Origin of the sequence: Paraburkholderia sp. DD10 (assembly GCF_049177125.1) — a bacterium.
Lineage (GTDB): Bacteria > Pseudomonadota > Gammaproteobacteria > Burkholderiales > Burkholderiaceae > Paraburkholderia > Paraburkholderia terricola.
Genome location: NZ_CP185392.1, coordinates 914,295 through 933,567, shown reverse-complemented (window position 1 = coordinate 933,567; position 19,273 = coordinate 914,295). Strand labels below are relative to the sequence as shown.

The window sequence follows — 19,273 nt, the reverse complement described above, 5'->3', positions numbered from 1 at the left end:
GTCAGGGCGTCCAGCGATAAACGATCAAACTCGAGCCGTTGTAGTTGTCTTTCGTGATCACGTATTCGCCCGCCGCTCGCTGATAGGCGCGCAGACCGTACATCGAATCCACGTCGTTGCCGACATCCAGCGTACCGGGACTCGAATTGGTGAGCGTGGCGTCGAGGTGGCCCGTGGTGAGGTTGAAGGCGTCGATGTTCGGCACGGTGTGCACGTAGCCGACGAACAGATAATTGCCGGCCGCCGTAATCGACTTCGGATTGGCGCTGGTGAGCGTGATCACCGGATTGGGGTTCGCCCTGTTGCCCGCGCTCCAGCCGTGATACACCTCGATTCTCGAATCGATCGCGGTCCAGTCCCAACTCCCCGCAATCCCTTGCGCGAGGATCATGGTGTCGGTTTCGGGCATGTAGATGATGCGCGTGAGCGGCCGGATGCTCTGCGGAATGGAAGTGGTGGTGCCCGGTCCCCACGCCGGTTTTCCCTCGCCGTTGAAACCGGTCAGCGGGTAGTGATAGATCTGGTTCGTTCTATCCAGACCGGCCCATACGTCTCCCCGGCTGTCGAGGCAGAATCCGCCCGTGACCTGTCGGGTCGTATTGAACGCGGCGCCCGGAATGGATGCGTCCGGTATGGCGATGTAGCCGCTCGCCGGATTGAAATGATAGAAGTTGAACGCGCCGGGATTCTGGCCGGAGGCCACGAGAATCCGGTTCCCGCCAACGTTGACGAGCTGACCGAAGTGCTGGCCGCGCTGCGTGTCGCTCATGCTCAGGCGCGGGTCGGACGGATACGTGAACGGATCGACCGTATTCGCGACGAAGGTGCCGCCCGCGGTGCCCGTATAAATGTTCATGCCGCTATAGAAGTAGGCGCCGTCCGTCGCGGGGTCCGGCGCGGCGACCGCATCGAAGTTCAGCGCCTGCAGCTTCCATTGCAGAATGCCGGCGCTGTTGTACATGTGAATGTCGGTCGAGCCGTTGCGGCCCAGGTCCCAGCCTCCGCCCCACGGATTGTTGAGCACATACAGGTTGCCGGCGGAATCCCTGCCGATGCCGACGACGCGCGTGAAGCGCTTGTCGCCCACCTGGCCTTTGATGCCGGTCGTGGTGTCGAGATAGCCGCCTTGAACGCCGAACGTGCCGGCCAGCGTCGGCGCGCCCGCAATGTTGTAGAGCTTGATGTTCATGTCCGGACCCTGGTCGCCGACCATGAGTTGCCCGGACAACGCATCGAAATACAGCGCGGAGGGCCGCGATGCGGCGGACATCTGGATGGTGTTCAGCGGCGCGCCGGCCGCGCTGTATTGCGCGATCACGCCGGCGCTCTTGCGGGCGACCCAGAGATTGCCCGCGCCATCCACGGCGAGCGCGCCCGGACCTGAGACGCTGATGTCGCGCTGCCATACGCCGTCCGTCGTATAGACGCGCACGCGATTGCTGAAGAAGTCGCTCGCATAAAGCAGCGAGCCCGCGGTCGCGAGACCGGTGATGACGTCGCCGCGAGGAAGCGCGTCCCACACGCTGACATGAATGACGAGATCGCGGGTTCGAGTCGCGCGGTTGTATCGCACGACCGAACCGGTGCCGTCCGGCGTACCGTACTGCAACGCAGTGAAGATCGACGTGGCATTGCCCGTGATGGCCCCGCCCTGAAACTCGCTGTTGATGCCCATCGAGCCAATGCTCTTGCCGTTCTGGTAGATCGCGACGCCGCCCTCGTTTTCGTCCCACAGGGAAGCCGTATAGATGACGCCCTCGGGCGCGACCCACATCGAGCGTGCGCCGTTGCCCACGTGAGCGGCCAGGGTGCCGTAGGTGTTCGCCAGCCAGTCGGTTGCGTATTGCGCCTGACAGAGAGACGCGATCATCGCAATCACCGCGCCGAGGAACACGGCGCGCATTCGTTTGTGGACCATGAGTGATGCTCTCCCGACGGCGCCCGTTCGATAGTGAATGAATCGGAGACGTGAAATGTTAAATGCAATTGTTAAATAGGCTTGTTAAAAACGGCTATTGAGCTTTAAGCCTCTTTACTATTTTATTGGCCTAAATTCGCAAATAATTCAGAAATAATTCCCGCCCGGTTCTGGCTCGGCAAAGTCGATGCAATAGCCGGCATTCGCGGGGCTGCCATGGTTTGCCGTGGGCGTTCGGACTGGCCGCCAATGCGATGCGCATACTGCGTAGCGCCTCAGCCAATGTCCGCTGGAATGCCGTCACGGTAGCGATACACGCGCCCCGCGACGCCGCGCGCGCCTTGTCCGGCGGGCGCCGTGCTCAGCGCCCACTCGTTCCTCCAAGCGAAAAATTCGGCCTGGTGGAAAAAATTTGGAATAAGCGGCAAACCGGCGTGTTTGCCCCTACACAGACGGCGAAAAACAACTCGCCGCCAGTGATGAGACAAGCATCAATGCGTGACTCCATCACTAACCATCGCTGTTGGTAACAAGCAAAGACGTATTTCCCGATGACATAGCGAGGCGTTTTGAATACGCCGATGCTTAGTCACGCCTGTGAAAAGGGAATGCCGAATTGCTAGCCGAGGCAATCCGGCTTATATCGGCTGGCGCAACCGGACGCACCTCGTGCAGTACAGCAGCAAGTCAAGCATCACTACTTTTCGGGGCAACCATTGCCCTTCATTTCATTACGTTGAACAAGGAATACTCATCATGAAAAACGCTCTGATCTGTTTTGCTCTCGCCGCCGGCACCCTCGCTGCTCCGGTTCTCAGCTTCGCACAATCGAACGCGCCGTTGACACGTGCTGAAGTTCGCGCCGACCTGGTGCGCGTCGAGCAGGCAGGCTACAACCCGTCCGTCGCCGACGACGCTACCTACCCCGCCGACATCCAGGCAGCCGAGGCCAGGATCGCCGCGCAGGACGGGCCGCAAACCGGATCGCGGGCGTATGGCGGCGTGGCGCAGAACGGCAGTTCGTCGTCCGGTGCGTCCACGCGCATGTCGATGAATTCCAACTGCGTGGGACCGGTGAGCTATTGCAATGTTTTCTTCGGTAGCTGAACGGCTTGCATGAGGCGCCGCTTCGTCTCTCATAGGCGAAGCATGCCCGCCACGCGTTCCGCTATTGATCCCTTTCCTCTCGAAACTTTTTCTCGCCTATCAAAAGGAGTTAGTCATGAAACTGATGCCCGTCGCCGCTGCCGTCCTGTCATTGTCCGCCTGTGTTTTTGCCTCGACCGCCGCCACGGCGCAGGAGGTCAAAGCGCAAAGCGCTCCCGTCCACAACATTGTTCTCGTACACGGCGCGTGGGTGGACGGCTCGGGCTGGAAGCCGGTCTACGAAAAACTCACGAAAGACGGCTATCACGTCACCGTCGTGCAGGAGCCGCTGACCTCGCTCGAAGACGACGTCGCCGCCACGAAGCGGGTTCTCGATCAGCAGAACGGTCCCACGATTCTCGTGGCCCATAGTTACGGCGGCTCGGTCATCACCGAGGCCGGCGTACACCCGAACGTCGTCGGCCTGGTATATGTGGCCGCCCATGCGCCGGCCGTCGGCGAGGACGAGAGCACACTCGGCAAGGGCATGCCGAGCTATACGTCGAAGCAGCCGGGCGCGATCATGAAAACGGACGACGGCTACACCTATCTGAACCCGGCGGATTTCCCGAAGGATTTCGCCGCCGACCTGCCGCTCAAGGAAGCTCAATTCGAGTCGCATGCGCAGATGCTGACCGCCGCGAAAGTCTTCTCGACGCCGATGACGGTCGCCGCCTGGACCAGCAAGCCGAGTTGGGGCATCGTCGCCGCGGACGACAAGATCATCAACCCCGACCTCGAACGCTGGTACTACGCGCGCGCGCATAGTCACACGACGGTGCTCGCCGGCGCGAGTCACTCGGTGTATGAATCGCGGCCGAAGGAAGTCGTCGCGGTTATCGAGGACGCCGCGAAGCACGCGCAACCGTAACCGGTCCCACGCGTGATTATTCGAGTCGACTCCAGCAGCTCACTCACGCTCGCCAGCCCCGTCCCTATGCCGTGATGCCTGGCGGTCTCTTCTCATGCAAGCTCATGCGCGGATTTCAAAGATCCGCCGCTTGCATTGGGGCGACGCGTTTTCCGCTCGCCGTCATCGCCTCACGCTCCCTCCGCATGCGCATCATCGAATTGTCATTTTCTTTTTTTAGTGCAATGATATAACATTCTCGGCGCACGGGGAAAGTGGCAAATCGCCGCCATTCATCCTGAGCTAACAAGAACATCTCCGACGAAAGACACCCTCGCCCAGTCGCCAACATTCAAACAAAATAACGATGAAGAACCACACGCGCGTCTCGCACGCAGCCTTGCTGCTATCCGCTTTTGCCGCTCATGCCCACGCCGCGCCGACCGACCGCCCGGCAACCGGCGCTGTCGTCGATGCATCCGGCAAGCCGGTCAGCAACGCCACGGCAAGCACGGCAAACACCGATAGCGCCGCAAACAATGTGACCAGCAGCGACACGCTCGACGTTCAGGTGAACGCGAAGCGGCTCGATCGGGCCCGCAACGGCCTATCGCCGGAAACCGGCAGCAGCGTGTATCGCTTCAGTCAGGCCGACATCGATGCGCTGCCCGCGGGGCAGGACACGCCGCTGAATCAGGTGCTGTTGCAGGCACCCGGCGTGGCCGCCGATTCGTATGGACAGTTGCACGTGCGCGGAGACCATGCGGATCTGCAATACCGCATCAACGGCATCATCATTCCCGAGCCGATTAGCGGCTTCGGGCAAACGCTCGACACGCGCATCATCGATCAGGTGAACCTGCTGACCGGCGCGTTGCCCGCGCAGTACGGCTACCGTACGGCCGGCGTGGTGGACATTCGCACGAAGACAGGCGATGCGGGCAACGGCGGGTCCATCGGCGTATTCGGCGGCAGCCACCAGACCCTCAAGACCAGCGCCGACGTGTTCGGCAGTCAGGGGCCGTTCAGCTACTACTTCAGCGGATCGCTCGGCGTCAACAACCTCGGCATCGAGAATCCGACCGCGAGCGCCAATGCATTGCACGATCACACGCGCCAGGGCGACGCATTCGGCTATATGTCGTACATCATCAACCCGCTTACCCGGTTGAGCGTGATGTTCGGCACCACCAGCAATCAGTTTGAAATCCCCAATACGCCAGGCTTGCAGACGAACTTCACGCTCAACGGCAATAACACGTTCGATTCGAGCCGGTTGAACGAAACGCAATCGGAGCTGAACAACTTTGCGGTCGTGGCGCTTCAGGGCACCAATGGCGGCGCACTCGACTATCAGGTCGCGCTCTTTACACGCTACACGCGAACGCAATTCAATCCCGATCCGGTTGGCGATCTGCTATTCAATGGCGTGGCATCGAAGGACTTTCACAGCAACTCGGCTAACGGCGCGCAACTGGACACCACCTGGCGGCTGAACGACAAGCATACGATCCGCTCCGGCATACTCTTCCAGCAGGAGCACGCGGTATTCGACGACAACGTCAACGTCTTCGCGACGGACGCCGACGGCAACCAGGCATCGGACCAGCCCTTCAACATCCACGACTCGAGCAGCAAAACCGGCTACCTGTACAGCGCCTACGTGCAGGACGAATGGAAGATCACCGACAAGCTCACGCTCAACTACGGCCTGCGCTACGACAAGATGGACGAATACGTCAGCGCGAGTCAGTTGAGCCCGCGCATCGGTCTCGTCTATGCGCTGACACCGACCACCACCTTTCACGCCGGTTACGCGCGCTACTTCACGCCGCCTGCGTTCGAACTATTGTCCGGCTCGACCATCGGCCGCTTCAACGGCACGACCAATCAGAGTCCGTCCGCTCAGAACGATCCGGTGCAACCCGAACGCAGCCATTACTTCGATCTGGGCGTGACGCAGCGGCTCGGCTCGAACGTGACCATCGGCCTCGACGCCTACTACAAAAAATCCACCAACCTGCTCGACGAAGGTCAGTTCGGCTCCGCTCTCATCTTCACGCCGTTCAACTACCAGTACGGGCGCGTGTACGGACTCGAGTTCACCGCAAACTACAAGCAGGACAATGTGTCCGCCTATCTGAATCTCGCGTATAGCCGCGCGCAGGGCAAACAGATCGACTCGGCGCAATTCAATTTCGATGCAGACGAGCTCGCTTATATCAGCTCTCACTGGGTAAATCTCGACCACGATCAGCGCATCACCGCCTCATTCGGCGGAACCTACGACCTCGGCAGAACCACCTTCACATTCGATGGCCTCGTAGGCAGCGGCTTGCGCAGCGGCTTTGCGAACACCGACCGCCTGCCGGTCTACGCGCAGATCAACCTCGGTGTGATTCAGCACTTCAACCAGCCTATGCTCGGCAAATTCGATGCCCGCCTCGTCGTGGTCAACGCGTTCAATCGCGTCTATGAGTTGCGCGACGGCTCGGGCATCGGCGTCGGCGCGCCGCAATACGGTCCGCATTTCGCCGTCTATGCAGGCGTCACCAAGCATTTCTGAATCCGTCGGCCCATAAGAGATCTGTCATGCAAGATTGGACACATGTTCTGGCGGCGGTACGCGTGGGTGGATGGGTTATCTATCCGCTCACGGTACTCGCCATTCTCGCGGTCACGATCGTCCTCGACCGCTCATACGTGTTCCTGCGTTTTGGTCGCTTGCCGGCTGCGATGCGCGGATCACATGAAATCAGCGCGAGCGGATCGGCCCTCGACTGGTCCAGCAGCTTGAAACACGTCGCCAGCCAAAACGCTTTCAGGCGAATGAACGCGCCGTGGACGCCCGAGCCCGCAGTTCCGCTGTGGCTACGCGAGGCGAAGGCGGAATTGCTCGCCTCGCAAATCGAGCGCGACATGAGCAAGGGCTTCTGGGTATTGGAAACGATCGTCACGGCTGCCCCGCTGCTCGGTTTGCTTGGCACCATCGTCGGCATGATGCATTCGTTCCAGTTGTTCGGCGGTAGCGGGCTCGTCGATCCGGGCGGCGTCACCGGCGGTGTGGCGCAGTCACTCGTCGCGACCGCCATCGGTCTTGTCGTCGCGCTGTTCGCGCTCTTTGCGTTCAACTATTTTTCGCGTCGGCTCGAACGTCTGATGGACGAACTCGAATCGTTCGCAAATGCGCGACTCGGCGAAATCCGTCTGGCCGCATCGACGGCGGGAGAACGGTCGTGAAGTTCAAGCGTTCGCGTGCGGCGCGGCGCGGCCGCATCGAAATCATTCCGATGATCGACGTGATGTTCTTTCTGCTGGCGACTTTCATGCTGGCCTCACTGGCGATGCAGCGGCTCGACGCCGTCAAGCTCACGCTTCCCGCCGGCCGCGCGCAGCAAATGGCGGCGCATGAACCGCTAACGATTTCGGTGGACCGGCGCAACGAGGTATTTGTGAATCGTGAGTCGGTGCGCCCGGACCAGATCGAGTCGACGGTCAAGCACCTGCTCCAATCCAACGGAAATGTCGTCATTGCCGCCGACGACGCAGCCGGTCACGGCGTAGTCGTTCAAGCGATGCTGGCCGCTCGCCGCGGCGGGGCGGAGCACTTTCTGATCGCGGTGCATCGTGAGTAGCGGAACACGCGTTGCCGTCGCCATCGGCGATGCTCCGAAGGTACGGATCGCGCTAGCGGTCGTGCTGGCGTTCCTGCTCTGGTTTATGTTCCTGCTTGAATTCGGACGCTGGCTGGCCACGCTCAACGCAGCACCGACAGCCGAGGAGCCGTTGGAGATGCGCGTGGTGGAAATCGATCCGCCTGCCGCGACAAGCTCGTTGCATCCGGCTCGCGCCGCGCCCGCTCCGGCTGCTTCGCCGAGTCCGCCCCGTCCGCCGAAACCTGTCGAGCCGCCTCGTCGCGCGTTGCAGCAACACGCCGCATCGATCACCAAACCGAATGCGGATACGCGCGCAACGCAAAGCATCGCGCCGCTTCAGCCCGCACCGGTGGCGAGCGAATCGAAAGCCGCGGCCGAGACGCCGTCTCACACCGTTGAAGGCTCGCAAGAAAAACAAAGCGCCACACCGTCCGCCACCTCATCCAACGATGCAGCCGCGCGCTCCCTCTCGCAACCATTGCCGGAGTTGCCCGACGATTTGCGCGAGCAGGCGTATCAAACCATCGCGACCGCGCGCTTCGTGATTCACGTCGACGGTTCGGTCGACGTCAAACTCATCAAGCCGACGCCCAATCCGCGGCTCAACCAGATTCTGCTTCAGGCGCTTCACAAATGGCGCTACCTGCCGGCGATGCAGGGCGGACATCCGGTCGAAACACGCCAGGACGTCCGTGTGCATTTCAACGTGAACTAGCCGCCGATCGCCAACGGAACCATCCCCGCCCTACCCCTTCGTCGCGCCAAACGTCAGCCCCGCCACAAAGTGCTTCTGCATGGCGAAGAACATCGCGACCGAAGGCAACGCGGCGAGAATCGACCCGGCCGATACGAGATTCCAGGCGGTCGTCCATTGGCCCTTCAACGCGGCCACGCCGACCGTGATCGGCGCCGCATCGTCACCTTGCGTCAGGCACAGCGCCCAGAAGTAGTCGTTCCAGACGAACGTGAACACGAGAATCGCCAACGCCGCGAGCGCGGGACGTATCAGCGGCAACACGATCCTGAAGAACACGGTCCACTCGTTCGCGCCCTCGATGCGCGCCGCCTCGACCAGTTCGAATGGCAACTGCTTGATGAAATTGCGCAGAAACAGCGCGCAGAATCCGGTTTGAAACGACACATGAAACAGAATCAACGCGCTGACCGTATTGAACAGTCCCAATTGCAACGATAGATCACGCACCGGGATCATCAACACCTGCACCGGCACGAAATTGCCCGCGACGAAAGTCGCAAACAAGGTCGAGTTGCCGCGAAACCGGTAGATAGCCAGCGCGAACCCCGCCATCGACGCAAGCGCGATCGAGCCGACGACAGCGGGCACCGTGATCAGCACGCTGTTCCAGAAGTAATGCAGCATCGGCGACGTGGTCAGCGCCTCGCGATAGTTGTCGAACATCGCGAAGTGCTTCGGCCAGCCCCAATAATTGCCCTCGCTCAGTTCCTCGGTGGAGCGCACGGACGTGACGAGCACCGCGATCATCGGCAGCAGCCAGATCAGCAATGCGATCGGCAACGTCAGTTTGTACACGCGGCGCGACACCGGCTTCCATTTGTCGATCGAGATCGGAAACATGGCGGCTCCTTATTGCTCGGCGCGCAGCATGCGGCGCAAGTGATAGACGATGTACACCAGCATGATGCCGAACAGCACGACTGCCACCGCGGCCGAATAGCCGATGCGGTAGTACTTGATCGCCTGGTCGTACATGTAATACGCGAGCACGGTCGAACTTTCGAACGGGCCGCCGCCGGTCATCACGGAGATCAGATCGAAGCTGCGCAACGCGCCGATCACCGTGACGACGATCGCCATGAACGTGGTCGGCCGCAATTGCGGCAGGATCACGTGCCACAGCATCGACCAGCCGTGCGCGCCTTCCATGCGCGCGGCCTCGATCTGCTCGGCGTTCAGCGAAGTCAGGCCAGTCAGGTAAAGAATCATGCAATAGGCCGTTTGCGGCCACAGCGCCGCGAACACGATGCCGAAGGTCGCATAGTGGGGATCGCCCAGCACCGGCACGCCGTGGCCGAGAATCAGCGCGAGCAGTCCGAACGTCGGATCGTAAAACCACGAGAAGATCAAACCGACCACCACGCCCGACAACACGAACGGCGCGAAGAACAGCGACTTGACGATGCGTATGCCCGCCACCGCCTGGTTCAGATACAGCGCGACGGCGAGCCCCATCGGCGGCGCGAGCAGGAACAGCAGCAGCCAGATGAGGTTGTTCTTGAGCGCCGTATAGAACGTCTGCGCCTGGAACAATTCCGCATAGTTCGCGAGGCCGACGAAAGACGGCTCGGTCATGCCGTCCCAATTGAAGAAGCTCAAGCGGATGGTCGAGAGAATCGGCCACACCACATAGATCGCCACCATCACGCAGGCCGGCGCGAGAAACAGAAAAGCGGCGCGCCGCTGCCGCCGCGCGGTGGGCGACGGCCCACGCCGGCGCGCGGCGGCAGGCAGCCCGCCGCGTGATGCTCCGCCGGATGCGGGCAGGCCGGCGCCCCCGGAATCGGCAGCGCCGCCAATGGGTTGACGGGTGACGGAATGCGACACGATCATTCTCCCGATCGAACGTGGCGAACGGCGGCCCAAGGCCGCCACCGCTTACTTCTTGTAGATGCGCTTGCGCGTCTGTTCGAGTTGCGCGAGCACGCTGTCGAGCTTCGATGGGTCGGAGATGAACTGCTGCATTCCCTTCATCCCTTCATCGGCCATTTCCTTGGTCATATCGCGGTCGTAGAACTGCGCAATGCCGCCCTTCGTGTTCGCGAGAATCTGGAAACCGATCTTCGAAATCGGATCTTCCGGCTCGGGCGACTTGCTGTTCGCCGACAGCGAGCCGAGCCCGGCGGCCAGCTTCGCGCCGATTGCAGGCGTCTCCACGAAAGCGAGGAACGTGTGGGCGTCGGCCTTGTTCTTCGCTTTCGACGGAATGTGCAGCGATTCGACCGGCCCGTCTTCGGCGGTCGGCACTTTGTCGTCGATGATCGGGAACTGGAAATAGCCCATTTCCGGCTTCACGCCCGGCGGAAAGCCGGCGGTGATGAACGTGCCCATCAGCATCATCGCGGCCTTGCCCTGGAACAGGAACGGCTGCACCGAATCCAGATCGTAGGACAGCGAGTTGTCGATGAAATAGCCCGCGTCGATCAATTGCTTCCACGTCGTGTAGACCTTCTTCACGCGCGGATCGGTGTAGGCGATCTCGCCCGCCATCAGCTTCTGGTGGAACGCGTTGCCGTTCAGGCGAAGGTCGAGATAATCGAACCAGCCGGCGAGCGTCCATGCATCGCGCCCCGCCACCGCGATCGGCGTGATGCCGGCGGCCTTCAGCTTCTTGCAGTCTTCGAGAAACTGATCCCAGGTTTTCGGCTCGCCGGTAATGCCGACTTTCTGGAACAGATCCTTGCGATAGAACATGCCCCACGAGTAATACACGGTCGGCGCGGCATACTGCTTGCCTTTATACGACGACGCTTCCTTGGTCGACGCATACATGTCGTTCCAGCCGTTCTTTGCCCAGTCGCCGCTCAAATCCTCGAACAGGCCGCGCTGCGCGTAATACGCCATGCGCTCGCCGTCATGCCAGTTGACGATGTCGGGCGCGACGGTGGAGAGCCAGCCCGGCAGTTGAACCTTGTACGCTTCTTCGTCGATGAACGACACCTTCACGTCGATGCCGGGGTGCGCCTTCTTGAACTCGTCGATCGTCGACTGCCAGACCGCGCGCTGGCTTGCGCCCTTGAACGCGATATTCACGGCGAGCGTGCCGGCTTGCGCCGTGCTGACGACGGACGTTCCAGCCGCCGCCGCGGCCAGCGCGAGTGCCAACAGAATCCTGCGTGGTTTCAGTTTCATCCTGCCTGTCTCCTTTATGCGTCGATTTTTACGTCGTTGTGGTGCTGCGTGGAACCTGGCTCATCCATTCGATCGATAGACCGCGATGCCTTGCGGCTCAACCACGCGTGAGCCGATCACGAAAGCCTTGTCGTCCACCTCGCCGAGCGTGTGCGCGTCGTCGCCGTAGTTGAACACGTAGGTCAGCGCGCCGCGCCGGCTGATCCGCACGCTCTCGCCGAGCGACAGCGTATCGAGGCCCGCTTGCTGAGCGATGCGTGAGAATAGCCGCATCGTGAGCGCATCGTCGAACAGGCTCGCGAGGTAATGAAACGCGCCGCTTTGCACATAGGCGGGATGACCGTCGGCAAAACGCGCGCGCACGTCGAATGAACCTGCCGCATCGCTGTCGATGAAATCACGCCAGTGACGCGCGAAGCCATCGTCCACGCTCGGGTCGTTGCTGTCCGTAAGCCGCACGGCTTCGGTCACGTTTGGCCGCATCGATTCGACGCGCCACACGCGCAACGGCAGCACCGAGGTAAGCGCCCCAGGCGGCAGGTTGGCCGGAATCTGCAAATCGTGAGTCTTCGAACCGGTGCGCGGACCGAACACGACGTGCGCGCCGGAACGCGCGAGGCGTGCCGCGAAATCGTCCGGCACAACCGGCAGCGGCGGCACGACGATCAGACGGTAGCCGTCGAGCGGCGCGTCGACCGGCACGACGTCCACGTCGAGCCCGAGCGCGCGCAGCGCGGAGTAATACTCGAAGGCGAAACGCGGATAGTGAAAGTCCGCGCCCTGCGGATGAATCTCGAACAGCCACTTCGCTTCATAGTCGTAGACGAGCGCGACTTTCGAGCGAATCGCGGCGTTGGCATCGGCGTTCGCCGCGAGCACCGTGCGAATTTCGTTGGCCACTTGCGCAGCCTCGTTGCCGCCCACGTCGAGCCGGTTATCGGGCGTGTTCAAGCCCGCATGCATCTGCTCCTGAGCGAACGGCGCCTGACGCCAACGGAAATACGACACGCAACCCGCGCCGTGCGCGAACGCTTCCCAACTCCACAGGCGCACCATGCCCGGCAACGGCGCCGGATTCCACAACGCCCAGTTCACCGGACCCGGCTGCTGCTCCATCACCCAGAACGGCAGCTTGGACATGCCGCGGTACACGTCGTGATTGAACGAAGCGAAGTCGGGATGCCCGCTGCGCAGCCAGCGCGCCTTGATGTCCGGTGCGAACCATTGCTCCTCCAGCGCGCCGAGCGGATAGCTGTCCCAACTCGCGACATCGAGATCGGCCGCCACCTTGTAATGATCGAACTCGGTGAAGAGCTGCATGAAGTTATGCGCGACCGGACGTCCCGGCGAATGCGCGCGGATGATCTCGACCTGCATGCGGTTGTAGCGCGCGACTTCGTCGGAAGCGAAACGCCGGTAATCGAGCCGGTGCGACGGATGCGCCTCGGTAACGGTCGCCACCGGCGCGTCGATTTCCTCGAAGCCGCGGTACTCCATGCTCCAGAACACCGTGCCCCACGCACGATTGAGCGCGTCGACCGTTTGATAACGCGCCTTCAGCCATTCGCGAAAGCGCTCCACTGCCGCGCTCGAATAGCTGACCACCGTATGGTGGCAACCGAATTCGTTGTCGGTCTGCCAATAAGCGACGGCCGGATGCTTGCCGTAACGCTCGGCGATCGCCGTGCAGATTTTCTGCGAGGCGGCGAAATACGAAGGCGACGAAAAATCATAATGACGGCGCGAGCCGAACGCGCGCGGACGCCCATCCGCGCCGACCGGCAGAATGTCGGGATGGCGGTCGATCAGCCACTTGGGCGGCGTCGCCGTCGGCGTGCACATGACGACCTGCAAGCCGGCGTCGCCCAACACGTCGATCGCGCGATCGAGCCAGCCCCAGTCGTATTCGCCAGGCGTCGGCTCGATCCTGCTCCACGCAAACTCCGCGATCCGCACCTGCTCGATGCCGAGTGCTTTCATCCGGCGAGCGTCGTCTTCCCACATCGACTCCGGCCAGTGTTCCGGGTAATAACAGACTCCAAGGCGCATTCGAATGTCCTCTATGCGTAGTGTTCGACGGATTCGAGCGAAGCGGCCGCGAAGCCGTCCTCGGTAAACAAATGACTGGCATGGCGCGGCACGCGCAAGTGCGCGCGGTCACCCGGCGCGAGACGTGTGTCGCCAGGCGCCTTGGCGATCAGCGCGGCGCCGCCGGGCTGATCGAGATGCACATAGCTGTGTTCGCCGAGCTGTTCGACGAGAGAGACGGTGCGGGTCAATACGCCGTTATCCGGCGTCGCGAAAGAGGCATCGACGAATTCCAGATGTTCGGGGCGCACGCCCAACGTGACCGGCTGCGCCGCTTGCAGTCCTTCGCCGTTCACCGGCACACGCACGTTTTCCCCGGTGTGATCGAGCGTGACGATCACGCCTTGCGGATCGATCGACGTCACGCGCGCAGGCAGAAAATTCATGCGCGGCGAGCCGATGAAACCCGCGACGAAGCGGCTGCGCGGACGGTGATACAACTCGAGCGGCGCGCCGATCTGCGCGATGCTGCCGTAGCGTTCGGTGTCCTTGCCCGCATGCAGCAGCACGATCTTGTCGGCGAGCGTCATCGCTTCGATCTGATCGTGCGTCACGTAAACCACACTCGCGGTGGCGAACTGCTTGTGCAGCCGCGCGATTTCGATGCGGGTCTGGCCGCGCAACGTGGCGTCGAGATTGGAGAGCGGTTCGTCGAACAGAAACACGCCCGGCTCGCGCACGATGGCCCGGCCGATCGCCACGCGTTGCCGCTGGCCGCCGGAGAGTGCCTTCGGCCGGCGCTCGAGCAGCGCTTCCAGTTGCAGAATGCGCGCGGCTTCCCGCACCTTGCGGTCGATTTCGTCCTTGGGCGTCCTGGCGAGCTTCAGGCCGAACGCCATGTTCTCGTACACGGTCATGTGCGGAAACAGCGCGTAGCTCTGGAACACCATCGCCACGCCGCGCTGCGCCGACGGCACGTCGTTGACGACGCGCCCGCCGATCGAGAGGTCGCCTTCAGTGAGGTCTTCGAGTCCCGCGATCATGCGCAACAGCGTGGACTTGCCGCAACCGGACGGGCCGAGAAAGACGCAGAATTCGTTTTCGCCGATCTCCAGATCGACGTCGCGGATCACCAGCGCGCCGTCGCCATACGCCTTCTGCACGCCTCTTAACGAAATGCTCGCCATCGCATCGACTCCGTGATTTAATCGGCTCGACGTCGGAGATTAAGCGCTTAATCAGCAAGACCAAAAAAATCGACCGCATGCGATCGTTGGGGTCCCGCCTGTCTCCGATATCGTTTGTCTGTGCGAGAGATGGTGCCGCGCCTTCGGCCACGATGCAAATGTCGGACACCTATCCCAAATACTGAAAGCACCATGCCCACACTCAGCGAAGTCGCGCGTCACGCCGGCGTTACCCCGGCCACGGTGTCCAACGTGCTGCGCAATCGCGGCCGCGTCGGCGCGACGACGCGTCAGCGCGTGCTCGATGCCGTCGCCGCGCTCGGCTATCGCCCTCACCTCGCGGCCCGCGCGCTCGCCGAAGGCCGCGCACCGACGCTCGCGTTGATGGTGTCGAGCATCGCCAATCCGTTCTACCCGGAGTTCGCGCTCGCGGTCGAACGCGCGGCGCGCACGCGCGGCCAGTTCCTGATCATCTGCAACACCAACGAAGATCCGCTGAGCGGTCGCGCGTATCTCGACCAGATCGCCGGCACGCTCTCCGAAGGCGTGCTCGTGACGAATGCAAACCTCGATTTCGCGGATCTTCACGCGACCGAAGCGCGCGGCACGCCCGTCGTGTTGTGCATGTGGGAGCGGCCCAATGAACCGCCGGGGCTGCCGTGCGTCGCGGTCGATTTCCGGCTGGCGGGCGAGTTGGCCGGCACGCATCTGCTGGAACTCGGGCATCGGCGGATCGGCGCGATCGTCGGCAGCAAGGCCTCGGGCATTCACGCGGCACGCTATCAAGGTTTCGTCGATGCGCTGCGTGCGGCCGGCGCGCCGAAGGGACGCGTCAAGCACGCACCCGACACGATCCAGGGCGGCTACACCGCGACGCGCGCGTTGCTCGAAGCCGACCCGAAGCTCACCGCGATCTTCGCGACCAACGATCTGCCGGCGCTCGGCGCGATGCACGCCGCCGCCGATCTCGGCCTGAACGTGCCGGGCGACCTGTCCGTGGTGGGCATCACCGACATTCAACTTGCGCGCGAGTCGCGGCCCGCGCTGACGACGGTGGCCGTGCCCACGGTCGAAGTCGCCGGACTCGCGGTCTCGCTGTTGCGCGAGTTGATCGAGTCGTCGTATGGACAAGCGCGTCGCGGCGCGACGAAGGTGCCGATGCTGGTTTCATCCGCGCCGCAGCTCGTCGTGCGCGCGTCCACCGGAGCGCCGCGTTTGCGGTGATGTGATGCGTGACGTGTTGCGGTGATGTAAGCGGCATGCACTCGCGCCGCGGTGCCTGGCACGTTCAACCCGTGCCCTCGCGCTCGCGCATTTCGTGCGTCACCCGACACCTGCTCGGCGTAACCATTTGCCGTCGAAAAGGCGAATTCAAATTACAACTAGCCTTCAACCGAGCCAGGACTTTCCCCAAGTTCCGGCCCTCCACCTTGCACCGCACTACCGCCGTCAAGCCCCGCCACATATGGCGCTCCGCCCTCACACGTACGCTGCCGCCTCCTCGGCGGCGCGGATCGTTTCCTTGACGAGCGTCGCCGCGCCTGCTGTACTAAATCAACTTAAGTGATTTAGGCGGCCGGTTTCGGGCCGCATCCGCGTCCCACAGTTTCACAAACCAGGTTGCCGACGCGCAGCGTTCGCATGGGCAACCGCCAGCAGTTCATAACGTCGTTGCCAATAATCGGAGGAGCGTCCCATGAATCTGAATTCCCGCAGGCATCCTGTCGCCAGGAAAATCGTGTCGATGTGCGTGGCCGCATCGGCGGTGTGGTGTGCGAGCGCCAGCCAGGCGGCCGACCAGCCCATCGTCGGCCTGATTACCAAGACCGACACCAATCCGTTCTTCGTGAAGATGAAACAGGGCGCCGAAGCGGCCTCGTCGAAAGACGGCGCGAAGCTGCTCACCGCGGCCGGCAAGTTCGACGGCGACAACGCGAGCCAGGTCACCGCGATCGAAAACATGCTGACGGCCGGCGCCAAGGCGATTCTGATCACGCCGAGCGACACGAAGGCGATCGTGCCGAGCATCAAGAAAGCGCGCGCCGCCGGCGTGATGGTGGTCGCGCTCGACACGCCCACCGATCCGCAAGACGCCACCGACGCCCTCTTCGCCACCGACAACTTCAAGGCCGGCGTGCTGATCGGCCGATACGCGAAAGCCGCGCTGAACGGCAAACCCGCGAAGATCGCCACGCTCGATCTCGCACCCGGCGTATCGGTCGGCGTGTTGCGTCATAACGGCTTCCTCGAAGGCTTCGGCGTGAAGGAAGGCGATCCGTCGATCGTCTGCAGCCAGGACACGCGCGGCGATCAGTCGAAGGGACAAACGGCGATGGAAAACTGCCTGCAGAAATCGCCCGACATCAACGTGGTCTACACGATCAACGAACCGGCGGCGGCGGGCGCTTATCGCGCGCTCAAGGCGGCGGGCAAGGACAAGAGCGTGATGATCGTCTCGATCGACGGCGGCTGCGAAGGCGTGCGCAATGTGAAGGCCGGCGCGATCGCCGCGACCTCGCAGCAGTATCCGCTGAAGATGGCCGCGCTCGGCGTGACGGCGGGCGTCGAGTATGCGAAGACCGGCAAGAAGGTCTCCGGCTATCAGGACACGGGCGTGACGCTGATCAGCGACAAGCCGATGTCCGGCGTCGACAGCAAGGATACGAAGTTCGGCCTCGACAACTGCTGGGGCAACAAGTAACGCGCACTGCATGGCGGCCCGGTGCGCCGGGACGCCTCTGACTCGCCGCGTGGCCACGCCACGCTCATGCATCGAGGACCTTCATCATGTCGACTCCCACCGCGCCCGTCGGCCACTCGCGCCACTTCACCGACCGTCTGCCGTCGCTCGCCGAGGTCGGCCCGCTGATCGCGCTGGTGCTGGCCTGCGGCTTCTTCATTTCGCAGAGCAGCCGTTTTCTGTCGTTCCAGAATCTCTCGCTGATCCTGCAACAGACCATGGTGGTCGCGGTAATCGCGATCGGCCAGACGCTGATCGTGCTGACCGGCGGCATCGACCTGTCATGCGGGATGGTGATGGCGTTCGGCTCGATCATCATGACCAAATTCGCGGTCACGCTCGGCGTGCCGCCCGCGCTTGCGATTCTGTGCGGCGTGGCCGCGAGCACGCTGTTCGGCGCGCTCAACGGCGTGCTGATCACGCGCATCAAGCTGCCCGCGTTCATCGTCACGCTGGGTACGCTGAACATTGCGTTCGCGCTCACGCAGATCTATTCGAACGCGGAGAGCGTGTCGAACCTGCCCGACGCGATCATGTTCTTCGGCAACACCTTCAAGCTCGGTCCCGCCGATGTCACCTACGGCACGGTGCTTACGCTGCTGATGTATCTCGCCACATGGTTCGTGTTGCGCGACACGGTTCCGGGCCGGCATTTGTATGCGCTCGGCAATAACGCCGAGGCCGCGCGGCTGATGGGCCTGTCGTCGCAGAAGATTCTGCTCACCGTGTATTCGCTTGCCGGCGCGATCTATGGCATCGCCGCGCTGCTGTCGGTGTCGCGAACCGGCGTGGGCGATCCGCAGGCGGGGCAAACCGAGAACCTCGACAGCATTACCGCGGTCGTGCTCGGCGGCACGAGTCTGTTCGGCGGACGCGGCTCGATCGTCGGCACGCTGCTCGGCGCGCTGATCGTCGGCGTGTTCCGCAATGGCTTGACCTTGATCGGCGTTTCCTCGGTCTATCAGGTGTTGATCACCGGCATGCTGGTGATTCTCGCGGTAGCCGCGGACAAACTCTCTCATCGTCGCGGTTAACGGAGACACCTCTCATGTCGACATCACCTTCCGCTTCTCCCGCGATGCCGGTTCTGCAAGCACGCGGACTCGTCAAACGCTACGGCAACGTCACCGCGCTCGACGGCTGCGATTTCGAAGTGCTGCCCGGCGAAATCCTCGCCGTGATCGGCGACAACGGCGCGGGCAAATCGTCGTTGATCAAGGCGCTTTCCGGCGCCACCGTGCCGGATGAAGGCGAGATTCTGCTCGACGGCCAGCCGGTCAAATTCCGCAGCCCGCTGGATGCGCGCGCCCAAGGCATCGAGACCGTGTACCAGGAACTCGCGGTCGCGCCGGCGATGAGCATCGCCGAAAACCTGTTCCTCGCCCGCGAACTGCTCAAGCCCGGCTGGCGCGGCTCGATCTTCAAGATGATCGACAAGCGCCGCATGCTGGAAGAAGCGACCTCGCATATGAAAGACCTGCAGATCGGCATCCGTTCGATGCGTCAGGCGGTCGAAACCCTGTCGGGCGGTCAGCGTCAAGGCGTGGCCGTGGCGCGCAGCGCGGCCTTCGCGCGGCACGTCGTGATTCTCGACGAGCCCACCGCCGCGCTCGGCGTGAAGGAAGGCAACATGGTGCTCGAACTGATCCGGCGCGTGCGCGATCGCGGCCTGCCGGTGATCCTGATCAGCCACAACATGCCGCACGTGTTCGAAGTGGCCGACCGCATCCACATTCAGCGGCTCGGCCGGCGCGCGGCGCTCGTCAATACGAAGGACGTGCATATGTCGGAGGCCGTCGCGATCATGACGGGCGCGAAGGAAGCGGACGTCAAGGCGATCGCATGATGCACGCATCCTG

16 protein-coding genes are annotated in these 19,273 nt (G+C 62.6%); 10 read left to right on the top strand and 6 right to left on the bottom strand.

The window, feature by feature from the left end; translation table 11 throughout:
* Window position 1: 1 nt before the first annotated feature.
* Window positions 2-1,918 carry an SMP-30/gluconolaconase/LRE-like region family protein gene (locus ACOCG7_RS04355; protein WP_421376963.1) on the bottom strand — a complete coding sequence of 639 codons (1,917 nt, stop codon included), beginning with the start codon at window positions 1,916-1,918 and terminating at the stop codon, window positions 2-4.
* Between the two features lie 756 nt (window positions 1,919-2,674).
* Here ACOCG7_RS04355 and ACOCG7_RS04350 point away from each other — a divergent pair.
* From ACOCG7_RS04350 to ACOCG7_RS04325, 6 genes are all read left to right on the top strand, one after another.
* Entirely contained in the window at window positions 2,675-3,025 is a 351-nt protein-coding gene (locus ACOCG7_RS04350; protein ID WP_073432088.1) for a DUF4148 domain-containing protein, read from the top strand.
* 115 nt (window positions 3,026-3,140) lie between these two features.
* A complete protein-coding gene (locus ACOCG7_RS04345; protein WP_073432087.1) occupies window positions 3,141-3,935 on the top strand; it encodes an alpha/beta hydrolase in 795 nt (264 codons plus the stop codon).
* 346 nt (window positions 3,936-4,281) lie between these two features.
* Entirely contained in the window at window positions 4,282-6,480 is a 2,199-nt protein-coding gene (locus ACOCG7_RS04340; protein WP_073432086.1) for a TonB-dependent receptor, read from the top strand.
* A 26-nt stretch (window positions 6,481-6,506) separates the two neighbouring features.
* Window positions 6,507-7,154 (top strand): MotA/TolQ/ExbB proton channel family protein, encoded by a 648-nt coding sequence (locus ACOCG7_RS04335; protein ID WP_073432085.1) that lies wholly within the window; start codon window positions 6,507-6,509, stop codon window positions 7,152-7,154.
* A complete protein-coding gene (locus ACOCG7_RS04330) occupies window positions 7,151-7,549 on the top strand; it encodes an ExbD/TolR family protein (protein WP_073432084.1) in 399 nt (132 codons plus the stop codon). Before ACOCG7_RS04335 ends, ACOCG7_RS04330 begins: the two co-directional genes overlap by 4 nt.
* Window positions 7,542-8,285 carry an energy transducer TonB gene (locus ACOCG7_RS04325; RefSeq protein WP_073432083.1) on the top strand — a complete coding sequence of 248 codons (744 nt, stop codon included), beginning with the start codon at window positions 7,542-7,544 and terminating at the stop codon, window positions 8,283-8,285. The genes ACOCG7_RS04330 and ACOCG7_RS04325 overlap by 8 nt, the downstream gene beginning before the upstream one ends.
* Before the next feature lie 30 nt (window positions 8,286-8,315).
* On the opposite strand, the gene ACOCG7_RS04320 is transcribed toward ACOCG7_RS04325, so the two are convergent.
* Genes ACOCG7_RS04320 through ACOCG7_RS04300 form a run of 5 tightly spaced genes read right to left on the bottom strand, consistent with a single transcriptional unit; the run spans window position 8,316 to window position 14,674 of the window.
* Window positions 8,316-9,167 (bottom strand): carbohydrate ABC transporter permease, encoded by an 852-nt coding sequence (locus ACOCG7_RS04320; RefSeq protein ID WP_073432082.1) that lies wholly within the window; start codon window positions 9,165-9,167, stop codon window positions 8,316-8,318.
* A gap of 9 nt (window positions 9,168-9,176) precedes the next feature.
* Complete coding sequence (locus tag ACOCG7_RS04315; protein WP_421376958.1) at window positions 9,177-10,160, bottom strand: carbohydrate ABC transporter permease; 984 nt, start codon at window positions 10,158-10,160, stop codon at window positions 9,177-9,179.
* Window positions 10,161-10,205: 45 nt separating this feature from the next.
* Window positions 10,206-11,459 carry an ABC transporter substrate-binding protein gene (locus tag ACOCG7_RS04310; RefSeq protein WP_073432080.1) on the bottom strand — a complete coding sequence of 418 codons (1,254 nt, stop codon included), beginning with the start codon at window positions 11,457-11,459 and terminating at the stop codon, window positions 10,206-10,208.
* A gap of 60 nt (window positions 11,460-11,519) precedes the next feature.
* A complete protein-coding gene (locus ACOCG7_RS04305) occupies window positions 11,520-13,508 on the bottom strand; it encodes a beta-galactosidase (protein WP_073432079.1) in 1,989 nt (662 codons plus the stop codon).
* Between the two features lie 11 nt (window positions 13,509-13,519).
* Complete coding sequence (locus tag ACOCG7_RS04300; RefSeq protein ID WP_083086400.1) at window positions 13,520-14,674, bottom strand: ABC transporter ATP-binding protein; 1,155 nt, start codon at window positions 14,672-14,674, stop codon at window positions 13,520-13,522.
* A gap of 192 nt (window positions 14,675-14,866) precedes the next feature.
* Here ACOCG7_RS04300 and ACOCG7_RS04295 point away from each other — a divergent pair, with 192 nt between their 5' ends.
* The 4 genes from ACOCG7_RS04295 to ACOCG7_RS04280 all read left to right on the top strand — a co-directional run bounded on the left by ACOCG7_RS04295 (window position 14,867) and on the right by ACOCG7_RS04280 (window position 19,260).
* Complete coding sequence (locus ACOCG7_RS04295) at window positions 14,867-15,898, top strand: LacI family DNA-binding transcriptional regulator (RefSeq protein ID WP_073432077.1); 1,032 nt, start codon at window positions 14,867-14,869, stop codon at window positions 15,896-15,898.
* A gap of 472 nt (window positions 15,899-16,370) precedes the next feature.
* The gene (locus tag ACOCG7_RS04290) at window positions 16,371-17,375 is read left to right on the top strand and encodes a sugar ABC transporter substrate-binding protein (protein ID WP_073432076.1); all 1,005 of its coding nucleotides are present in this window, start codon (window positions 16,371-16,373) and stop codon (window positions 17,373-17,375) included.
* A gap of 86 nt (window positions 17,376-17,461) precedes the next feature.
* On the top strand, window positions 17,462-18,448 hold the full coding sequence (locus ACOCG7_RS04285; protein ID WP_073432075.1) for an ABC transporter permease: 987 nt from the start codon (window positions 17,462-17,464) through the stop codon (window positions 18,446-18,448).
* A 14-nt stretch (window positions 18,449-18,462) separates the two neighbouring features.
* Window positions 18,463-19,260, top strand: coding sequence for an ATP-binding cassette domain-containing protein (locus ACOCG7_RS04280; protein ID WP_073432074.1), 798 nt, complete (start codon window positions 18,463-18,465; stop codon window positions 19,258-19,260).
* The last annotated feature ends 13 nt before the right edge of the window (window positions 19,261-19,273 follow it).